Genomic DNA, 9,299 nt, shown 5'->3' on the forward strand with positions numbered 1-9,299 from the left:
ATGCGAGCAGTGCAGATCACGTGCCGCGTCCACGTCATGCCGCCTCCGGGCGAGCGGAAGCTCCACGAACTCGGTGCACAGGATGTGGACAAGCGGCTGGCGCATGATCAGGTCATACCTCGACCGGTCCGTGAAGCGTGAGACGACCCATGACCTGGTGAAGTGGAACATGGTGGACTTCTGCTCAGTCCCGCGCGGCAAGGAAGGCCGCCCGTCCAAGGCGCTCACGCCGGTCTCAACGGTCACCCACACCCGTGCGATCCTCCGTCGCGCCTTCCGCGACGTCGTACTCGTCCACGAATACATCAGCAGCTCGCCCGTGGAGAAGGCCGAGCGCCCACGGGCGAACATCGACAAACCCGGAACGATCTGGACGGCTGCCCAGCTCCGCACGTTCCTCTCGCCGGCCCGTTGACACCGCTCCACGCCTTCTTCCACCTGGCCGCCTACACCGGCGCCCGTACTCCGCGAGCATCAGAAGGCGCAGGAAGCCGACAAGACCCGCGTCGGCGACTCCTGGAAGGGCAATGACGACACGGTGTTCACGACTGCTCGTGGCGGCCCGATCCACCCCACCACCGTCACCGGCCTGCCACGCAAGCTCATCGAGGCCCACAACGGGACCGCCACCGACCCACTACCGATGATCCGCCTGCACCACCTGCACCACCTGCACCACCTGCACCACCTGCACCACCTGCACGACCTGCGCCGCGTTTACGCGACCCCGCTGCTCCTGGCCGGCCGTCCTCGACCACGCCGTCGCGGCTCACTCTGCCACGCCGACCCCGCGATCACTCTGCGCGTCTGCCCACGTGATCCGCTCGGCAGAGACTGCTGCGGCTGACGTCTTCGCGAAGACGCTGCAGGACGGCTGTCAGTGAGAGCCCCTTGTTGCGGCCTTCTGCAACAAGCGCCGCAGTGGGCCTCAACGCACGCTTGGCATCCCGACGGCGGCGAACATCGAGTCAGGTCCCGCCGGCAGGCCGACACCCATAGGCGAAGTGCCGGCGCGCGATATCGTTCCGTCCGTGATCGCAAGCGGCGGGACTGAGGAGAACAGGCAAACTGCCGGGGCGCCCAGAGTCGACCTGGGGCGCTCACCTCGCGTGGTCTTGCGCCGCATCACCAGCCACGATCAAGACGAGTTTCTTGAACGGGTCCGTGCCGGCGTCGGCCTGAACCTGCCCGCGACCCCGGCGGCGTTCCAGGCGTTCCTTGGTCGATTCGACGAGGGGCGATCCGCCGAAGGCTTACTGATCTGTCTGCGCGACACCGGCGCCATCGCAGGCAATGTCAACATCAACAGCATCATTCGCGGACGCTTCCAGAACGGCTCGCTGGGCTACGCTTCCTTCGCGCCCCATGCCGGCCGCGGATACATGTCAGAAGGTCTTGGCCTGGTGCTGCGCCACGCGTTCGACGAGCTACGGCTGCATCGGCTGGAAGCACAGATCAGACCCGAGAACCAGGCATCCATCAAGCTGGTCAAACGCCACGGCTTCCGCTACGAGGGTTACTCCCCTGATCTCCTGTTCATCGATGGTGCGTGGCGCGGCCATGACCGATGGGCCCTCACCAACGACATGCATGGCATCGTTCCCGATGCTCCCCATCCCACGCTGCCTGACCGCTGACCGCCGACCTGGACGAGCGTGTTGGCAAGGGTGTTAGCAGAAGGCCCCCCGCGATCATCGCGAGGGGCCTTTGAGCTGGGAGCCGCCTTGGGGATTCGAACCCCAGACCCCTTCATTACGAGTGAAGTGCTCTGGCCGACTGAGCTAAGGCGGCGTGCCGTGCAGCGTGAAGAAGTCTACAGGAGCCCGAGGGGTATTCGCTCCCGCCCGGCCCGCGATCTTCCACCGTAACCCCGCCCGCTACGGGCACGTGGTGCCGTCCTTCGGAGGCGTGCCGGTGATCAGGTAGCGGTCCACGGCCGTGTCCACGCACGTGTCACCGCTGAAGTAGGCCGTGTGTCCGTCCCCTTCGTACGTGAGCAGGACCCCCGACCGCAGCTCGCCGGCCAGGGACCGGGCCCAGGCGTAAGGGGTGGCCGGGTCGCGTTCGGTGCCGACCACCAGGATCGGTGGTGCGCCCTTGGCCACGAGCGGCTGGTTCTGGAACGTGGGGTGGGCCGGCCAGTACGCGCAGGGCAGGGAGCTCCAGGCGATGTACGGGCCGAAGCGGGGCGCCGTCCGGGCCAGGCCGGCGGCGGCCTTCGCGTAGGAGGCGACGTCCTTCGGGTACGCGCCGTCGATGCAGTTGACGGCCATGTTGGCCTCGGTCTGGTTCGAGTAACCGTCGGGTCCCCTGCCGAGGAGCAGGTCGGCGTTCTGGAGCAGCATCGTGCCGTCGCCCTTCATCGCCTGGGTGAGCGTCTCGGTCAGCGTGGGCCAGCTTCCGCGGTTGTAGAGCGGCGTCAGCGCGCCGAGCAGGGCCAGCGTCTCGGTGACCTCACGGTCACCTCCGGGCAGTGGCCGCCTGTCCGTACGGCGGAGCAGCGCCGCGAGCTCGTCGAGGGCGCCGTCGGCGTCGCGGCTCCGGAACGGGCAGTCGCCGCGGGAGAGGCAGTCGTTCACGTACGCCCGGAACGCGACCTCGAACCCGGCCGCCTGGTCGGTGTTGAACCGGAACCTCGACAGGGCGGGATCCACCGCTCCGTCCAGGACCAGCGCCCGCACCCGCCCCGGGAACAGGTCCGCGTACACCGCCCCCAGGAACGTGCCGTAGGACTTGCCGAGGTACGTCAGCTTCTCGTCGCCCAGCGCCTCGCGCAGCGCCTCCATGTCGCGGGCCGCGTCCACCGTGCCCACATGCTGGAGCAGCTTGCCCGCCCCGGCCCGGCAACCCTCGGCGAACTCCCGCGACCCGCGCTCCAGGGCCGCCTCCTCCGCCACGTCGTCCGGGGTGGCGTCCAGCGCCAGGAACGCGTCGAGGCGGTCGTCGTCCAGGCACTCGATCGGCGCGGACGCCCCCACGCCGCGCGGGTCGAACCCGACGATGTCGAATCTCGCCCGTACGTCGGCGCTCACCACGGACTGCGCCGCCCTGGCGTAGTCCACGCCGGATCCGCCGGGTCCGCCCGGGTTGAGCACCAGCGACCCGATACGGTCGCCGGTGGCGGGCAGCCGGATGACGCTGATCTGGATCCGCTCACCGCCCGGGTCAGCGTGGTCGAGCGGCACCGCGAGCTTCGCGCACTGGAACCCGTCACCGCAGCCGGACCAGGCCAGGCCGCCGCTCCCGGGCCCCGGCCGCTCCTCCCGGGTGCAGCCGGTGGCCAGCAGCGCGACCGCGGCGAGAACGGCCAGGGCACGGGACCACATGGGTGGCGATCTTACGCCCGACATCGCCGCCGTCGCGCTGCGCCCGGGCCTCCCCTTCCCTCTTGCCTGAGGTCCGTGTGCGTACCGAGCACGGCCATGGTGTGGTCACAATTCCTGAGCGGGCGTGCCCGGTTCCGGGCTGTACATCTTCTCGTGCTGCTGGCGGGGGGAGCAGACCGAGGCCGACGGGCAGGCGCAGCGGCGGCCCCCGTCGTCGAGGCGGACCGTCACCGTGTCGGACGGGACGTTGTGCCCCACCACGCTTCCCTCGCCCTGCGGAGTGCTGACCCGGCTGCCGACCCGGGGCATCCGCTGCCGGGTCTCCATGTACAGCGGGTGCTCGTACTTCAGGCAGCACATGAGCCGCCCGCACGCCCCCGCGATGCGCAGCGGGTTGACCGGGAGGTCCTGGTCCTTGGCCATGCGCACCGACACCGGCTCGAAGTCCTTGAGGAACGTGGCACAGCACAGGTCGCGACCGCAGGGGCCGATCCCGCCCTGCAGACGCGCCTCGTCGCGCGGGCCGATCTGCCGCAGCTCCACCCTGGCCCGCAGGTTGCGGGCCAGGTCGCGGACGAGCGCGCGGAAGTCGACCCGGTGCGGGGCCGAGAAGTAGACCGTGAAGACGTTGTCCTCGTCGAGGTAGTCGACGCCCACGACCTTCATCGGCAGCGCGTGCCGCTTGATCAGCCGTTTGGCCACGCTGCGCGTCTCGGCCCGGCGGCGTTTGTTGGTCTCGTCGCGGGTGAGCTGCTCCTCCCCCGCGATGCCCGCGCACACCGGCAATCCGTCGATGTCCTCGCTCACGTACTGCGGCGCCCACACGCACTCGGCCACCTCGGGGCCCGCGTCGGTGGGCACCAGCACCTTGTCGCCCACCTTGGGCGTGTGCCCACCCGGATCGAGGTAGTAGAGCCTCCCGTAGCGTGTGAAGCTCACGGCCATGATCATGCCCATGGGCTGCGGCTCGCCTCCTGTCGGCCTCGGGGGTCTTACGGCCTTCGGTTGCCACACTACGTGCGCGAGCCCGCTCATGGTGAGGGGTGTCAGCCGCCGGCGTAGCTGCAGGTGTCCTTGAGAGTGGTGATCCCATAGTCCCTTGCTAGCGTGACCCGGAGGACCTGACACCTGCCGTCCATCGTTTGGGAGACACCCGGCTGACGTGCCAGGGCGGCTGCCACCTTTGTGGAATCGGCGTCCGGTTTGAGGTAGACACGGAACGACTGGGGCATGTCCTCCACCTTGGTGGCGTCCAGAAGAGTCTTGTTGTCGGCATAGGCGCGCTTGAACTCTTGATAGGCCTCCACCTGGGATTCGAAACGAACCTCCCGCACCCTGGGCATCGCCATGATCGTCCGGTTGAGCTTCGTGATGTCCTCGATGCTGATTCCGGAGGTGTCGCTGCGTGCCTCGTACCTCTTGCACGGAGGAGTGTCGGAGAACGGCTCACAGAGGAACACTGTGACGTCGGGCGTCTGCTTGAGGGAGTCCTCCGAAAGGCCCCCGATCATGTGCAGGTCGGAGACCAGCGCCACGCCTGGCAGCCCCTTCGCTGCCGCATACACCGGCTGCGGCTGCGCTCCTGGCCGCAACACGACGCGGTAGGACTCGGCCACCTGCTCCGCCTTCACCGCTTCCAGAATCTTCCGCTGACCTGTGTACGCCTTACGAAAGCGTTCGTATGCACTCTTACGGTCCTCGAAGGAGACCCGCGCGACGCCGGGGACCCTGCGCAACGACGTCGCCAGGTCGGCCTTCTGCTGCCCGGTGGCGGCGCCTCCCTGGCAGGGGTCTCCCTTCACCCCGCACAGGAACACCGACACGACACGTTCAGGAGCCTTCGGGGCCGCCGCCACGCTCGCCCGCTGCTGGTCGCCGCCCGAGGCCGTGAACCCCGCGACGGTCGCCGCCCCCGCGACCACGACCGCCGCCGCGGCGGCCAGCCGCACGTCCACCCGGAACCGGCGCCGATCCGGCACCACCAGCGGCCGCAGCGCGCCGGTGTCGACCTTGGCCCCCGCCTCGGTGAGTGCCTCGCGCAGGCGGTCTTCCACAGGGCTGTTCATGATGCCTCCTCAAGAGCTCGGCCGAGAGCCGCCAGCCCTCGCGCGATCGTGGACCTCGCCGTACCGCCGCTGATCCCCATGGTTTCGGCGATCTCCTGGTCGGTGAGGTCCAGGTAGTAGCGCAATGTCAGCGCCTCGCGCTGCCTCGGCGGCAGCGCGGTCAGGGCCACCAGCACCTGGCGGCGCTCCTCGCCGACCAGGGCGGCGCTCTCCGCCGACCAGACCGGCGGTTCGTACGGCACGGCACGCCGGAACACCGTGGCGCGTCTGCGCAGCACCGACCGGCACCCGTTGAGCACCGCCGATCTGATGTAGACCAGCGCCTTGTCGGGGTCGCGCAGCCGGGATCGCCCCGCGTGGGTGCGGGCGAAGGCGTCCTGGACGACGTCTTCGGCGGTCGCCTGGTCACCGACCATGATCAGCGCCAGCCGTACGAGGCCCACGTGATGCTCGGCGAAGATCGCCGCGACATCGACGCGGTCCCGGGTCCGGGCCTCCCGTTGGGAGAGCAGTTCGACTTCCACATCACAGAGACGCATGGGGGGCTCGTTTGCTGCTCGGGCCTCCGATCCTGTTGCCGCTCACGGTGATGGGGCTACAGGCGATTTCTTGAGGGGTGATTTTCGCGCGGGGCTATCCCTCGTACGGGGCGCTGAGGGCGATCTTCACGTGGGCGCGAGGGGCATCGAACACCGAAGAAGACGGCCGGCTATGCGCTCGTCACGGCGCGCAGCCCGTGAGCCTTCACGACCGGCCGTGACAGACGGCCACCCACGACGGCGGGTGGGGCAACGTGGCCGTGCCGTAAAAGCCTCGGGGCGATGCGGCGTTCCGTTGCCCCACCACGTGCGCGGGCCCGCTCGTGGTGATGAGACGAGGCGTTCAGCCGCAGATGCCTTCTCGCTCGATCCCGTGGTCCGTCGAGAGTCTGGTGCCGGCGGCGAAGCACCTCATGTCCATCGCCTGGGCAACACCCGGCCGCTTCTCCAGAGTGGCGGCCACCTTGGAGGAGTCGGTATCGGATTCGAGCTGGATCCGGAACGACTCAGGCATGTCACTCGCGCTCGTGACGGCCAGAAGAGCCTTGTTGTCGGCGAATTCCTTCCGGAAACTGGCGTATGCCTCGGCTTGGTCCTCGAAGTCGACCTTCTTGACCTCGGGCATCGCCTTGATCTCACGCCCGAGCTTCTTCCTGTCATCGGCGGTGACGCCCTTGCCGCGCTTCAAGGTCTTGCTTCTCTCGTATTTCTTGCACGAGGGCTCCGGGGACGAGGCGCCGCAGAGGAACACCGTGACGTCGTCCGCCCCCTTGAAGCGGGCCGGGTTGTAGCCGTCCGTCATGGTCCGATCGGAAACCAGAGCCACGCGCGGCATCCTCTTCGCCGCTGCCACCACCCTCTCCAGTTTTGTACCCGGGAGCACCGTTACCTGGTAGGACTCCGGTACGTCCGCCGCCCGCACCTTGGAGACGATGTCCGACTGGCCGGCGAACGCCGTGCGGAAGCGCTTAAAGGCGGTTCTGCGGTCCTCGAAGGTCACCTTGGCGACTCCGGGCACCTCGCGCAAGGACGCGGCCAGAGCCTTCTTCTGCTCCTCGGTGGCGGCCCGCCGATGACAGAGCTCGTGGTCCTTCTCCCGTCCCGTGCAGAGAAACACCAACACATCGGCCCGTACGGGAACCCGTGTCCGAGCAGTCGCCACAGCCGCTCTTTCGTCGGCGTGGGACGCCGTGACGTTCCACACGGTCCCCGCCTCGGCGACCACGACCGCCGCCGCGACCACTGCCAGCCTCATGCCCATACGCATCCACCGGCCGTCCGGCACCACGAGCCGCCTCAGCGCACCGGCCTCCGACTCGGCTCCACCTTCCAGGAACGCCTCGCGCAGGCGGTCTTCCACAGGGCTGTTCACCACGCCTCCTCAAGAGTTCGGCCGAGAGCCGCCACCCGTCCCGCGATCGTGAGCCTCGCTGTGCCGGCAGAACCGCCGGCTAGAGCCCACGTGGACGCCAACCGAAGAAGACGGCCGGCTACGCGCTCGTCACGGCGCGCAGCCCGTGAGCCTTCACGACCGGCCGTGACAGACGGCCACCCACGACGGCGGGTGGGGCAACTTGGCCTTGCCGTAGAAGATAGTGATCTTACGCTGCGCGGAGGGACAGCATCATCGCCTCGATGGCGATCTGCGGGTTGACGGCGGCCTCCAGCCGCTCCCGGCAGCGCATGATCGCGTCGATGCGCCGCAGCGTCTCCTCCGGTGTCGACTCCCGCGCGGTGCGGTCCAGGTCGAAGCGGATGTCGTCGTTGGCCAGCTCCACCGCCGCCCCGAACTGCATGGCCAGCACGTCACGGTAGAACGACACCAGCTCCAGCAGCGCGGCGTCCAGCGAGTCGCGTTTGATGCGCGTGGCCCGCGACTTCTGCCGGTCCTCCAGCTCCTTCAGCGCGCCAGCGCCGCCCCGCACCAGCCCCCGGTTGAGCCCCTTGCCCGTGGACCCCTCGCCGTACAGGCGCCGCAGGTCGGTCGTCTCCGCCTCGTTGAGCGTCGCCGTGGCCGCCGCGGCCTCCTCCTCCGCGGTCTTGACCAGGCGCTCGGCGGCCGACACGCACTCCCCCACGCCCGTGAGCGACCGGGGGATGCCGAGCACGGCCTCGCGCCGCCTGCGGACGTTCTCGTCCAGGGCGAGGGCGCGGGCCCGGCTGATGTGACCCTGGGCGGCGCGGGCGGCGAACCGGGCCGTCTCCCACGGCACGCTGTCGCGCGTCGCCAGCACGTGCGCGACCGCCTCGGTGCCGGGAGTCGTCAGCGTGACCAGGCGGCAGCGCGACCGGATGGTGATCATCATGTCGTCGGGGGCCGGGGCGCACAGCAGCCACACCGTACGCGGCGGCGGCTCCTCGATGGCCTTGAGCAGGGCGTTCGCGGCGGACTCGGTGGCCCGGTCGGCGTCGTCGAACAGGATCACCCGCCACCTGCCCTGCGTGGGCGCGCCGGCGGCCCGCAGGATCAGCTCCCGCGTCTGCTTCACGCTGTAGGACAACCCGGCGGGGCGCACGGACTCCAGGTCGGGGTGGGAGCCGATCAGCACCTGGTGGCACTGGTCGCAGTGGCCGCAGCCGCCGTCGGGGCACAGCAGCGCCGCCGCGAACGCGCGCGCCGCGTCCTCCCTGCCCGCGCCGGGCGGGCCGGTGAACAGCCACGCGTGCGTCATGCCCGCGCCCCGCCCGCCGCCGACCGCCTCGCCCGCCGCCGCGGCGGCCCGCGAGAGCACGGCCACGGCCTGGTCCTGCCCGACGAGGTCGGCGAAGACGCCGGTGGAAACTGTCACGGACAAAGGCTAGTCGCGGATGGCCGGCATCGTGCCCGTCACGTCCTCGGCCTCATGGGGCACCGGGTCGGGCAGGATCTCGTGGACCCGATCCTGGATGGCGCGGGTGATCTGCTCGGGCGGAAGCGTGCCGTCCACCACGAAGTAGCGCCCGGGGTCGGCGGCGGCCAGCGCCCGGAACTCCTTGCGGACCCGCTCGTGGAAGTCCAGCGGCTCGGACTCGATGCGGTCGGCCGCGCCGCCCAGCCGGGTCAGCCCGACGGAGGGCGGCGTGTCGATGAGCACGGTCAGGTGCGGCACCAGCGCGCCGGTGGCCCAGGCGTTGACCTTGGCCACGTCCTGCGGGTCGAGCGAGCGGCCGGCGCCCTGGTAGGCCAGCGACGAGTCGACGTAGCGGTCGCAGACCACGATCGCGCCCCGCTGCAGGGCCGGCCGGATGACCTTCTCGACGTGCTCGGCCCGGTCCGCCGCGTACAACAGCGCCTCGGCGCGCGGCGACAGGCCACGCTCGGCCGCGTCGAGCAGGATCGCCCGCAGCCGCATGCCGACCTTGGTGGAGCCCGGCTCGCGCGTCTGCAC

The 9,299-nt window shown here is 69.8% G+C and carries 10 protein-coding genes and 1 tRNA gene; 3 read left to right on the forward strand and 8 right to left on the reverse strand.

What is annotated here, in order from left to right; translation table 11 throughout:
• Window positions 1-103 precede the first annotated feature (103 nt).
• From ABZS51_RS25705 to ABZS51_RS25715, 3 genes are all read left to right on the forward strand, one after another.
• Window positions 104-415 carry a hypothetical protein gene (locus tag ABZS51_RS25705; RefSeq protein WP_355445789.1) on the forward strand — a complete coding sequence of 104 codons (312 nt, stop codon included), beginning with the start codon at window positions 104-106 and terminating at the stop codon, window positions 413-415.
• 123 nt (window positions 416-538) lie between these two features.
• Complete coding sequence (locus ABZS51_RS25710; RefSeq protein WP_355445792.1) at window positions 539-847, forward strand: hypothetical protein; 309 nt, start codon at window positions 539-541, stop codon at window positions 845-847.
• Window positions 848-1,031: 184 nt separating this feature from the next.
• The gene (locus ABZS51_RS25715) at window positions 1,032-1,637 is read left to right on the forward strand and encodes a GNAT family N-acetyltransferase (RefSeq protein WP_355445795.1); all 606 of its coding nucleotides are present in this window, start codon (window positions 1,032-1,034) and stop codon (window positions 1,635-1,637) included.
• Between the two features lie 80 nt (window positions 1,638-1,717).
• Here the strand turns inward: ABZS51_RS25715 and ABZS51_RS25720 are convergent.
• The 8 genes from ABZS51_RS25720 to tmk form a co-directional block, all read right to left on the reverse strand.
• Window positions 1,718-1,791 (reverse strand) — tRNA-Thr (locus ABZS51_RS25720).
• A gap of 86 nt (window positions 1,792-1,877) precedes the next feature.
• A complete protein-coding gene (locus ABZS51_RS25725; RefSeq protein WP_355445797.1) occupies window positions 1,878-3,326 on the reverse strand; it encodes an alpha/beta hydrolase in 1,449 nt (482 codons plus the stop codon).
• 105 nt (window positions 3,327-3,431) lie between these two features.
• Entirely contained in the window at window positions 3,432-4,277 is an 846-nt protein-coding gene (gene ricT, locus ABZS51_RS25730; RefSeq protein ID WP_355445813.1) for a regulatory iron-sulfur-containing complex subunit RicT, read from the reverse strand.
• A 95-nt stretch (window positions 4,278-4,372) separates the two neighbouring features.
• The gene (locus ABZS51_RS25735) at window positions 4,373-5,392 is read right to left on the reverse strand and encodes a permease-like cell division protein FtsX (protein WP_355445799.1); all 1,020 of its coding nucleotides are present in this window, start codon (window positions 5,390-5,392) and stop codon (window positions 4,373-4,375) included.
• Window positions 5,389-5,931, reverse strand: coding sequence for a SigE family RNA polymerase sigma factor (locus ABZS51_RS25740; protein ID WP_355445802.1), 543 nt, complete (start codon window positions 5,929-5,931; stop codon window positions 5,389-5,391). Before ABZS51_RS25740 ends, ABZS51_RS25735 begins: the two co-directional genes overlap by 4 nt.
• Window positions 5,932-6,274: 343 nt before the next feature.
• Complete coding sequence (locus ABZS51_RS25745; protein WP_355445805.1) at window positions 6,275-7,303, reverse strand: permease-like cell division protein FtsX; 1,029 nt, start codon at window positions 7,301-7,303, stop codon at window positions 6,275-6,277.
• 229 nt (window positions 7,304-7,532) lie between these two features.
• On the reverse strand, window positions 7,533-8,720 hold the full coding sequence (locus ABZS51_RS25750; protein WP_355445808.1) for a DNA polymerase III subunit delta': 1,188 nt from the start codon (window positions 8,718-8,720) through the stop codon (window positions 7,533-7,535).
• A gap of 9 nt (window positions 8,721-8,729) precedes the next feature.
• A partial coding sequence (gene tmk, locus ABZS51_RS25755) for a dTMP kinase (protein WP_355445811.1) occupies window positions 8,730-9,299 on the reverse strand: 570 nt, incomplete at its 5' end.

This window comes from Nonomuraea sp. NPDC005501, assembly GCF_040605905.1.
GTDB lineage: Bacteria > Actinomycetota > Actinomycetes > Streptosporangiales > Streptosporangiaceae > Nonomuraea.

Bases quoted from the DNA above. Each gene is read 5' to 3' on its own strand.
- ABZS51_RS25705 (WP_355445789.1), top strand. From the start codon at position 104: ATGATCAGGTCATACCTCGACCGGTCCGTGAAGCGTGAGACGACCCAT.
- ABZS51_RS25725 (WP_355445797.1), bottom strand. From the start codon at position 3,326: ATGTGGTCCCGTGCCCTGGCCGTTCTCGCCGCGGTCGCGCTGCTGGCC.
- ricT (WP_355445813.1), bottom strand. From the start codon at position 4,277: ATGATCATGGCCGTGAGCTTCACACGCTACGGGAGGCTCTACTACCTC.
- ABZS51_RS25735 (WP_355445799.1), bottom strand. From the start codon at position 5,392: ATGAACAGCCCTGTGGAAGACCGCCTGCGCGAGGCACTCACCGAGGCG.
- ABZS51_RS25740 (WP_355445802.1), bottom strand. From the start codon at position 5,931: ATGCGTCTCTGTGATGTGGAAGTCGAACTGCTCTCCCAACGGGAGGCC.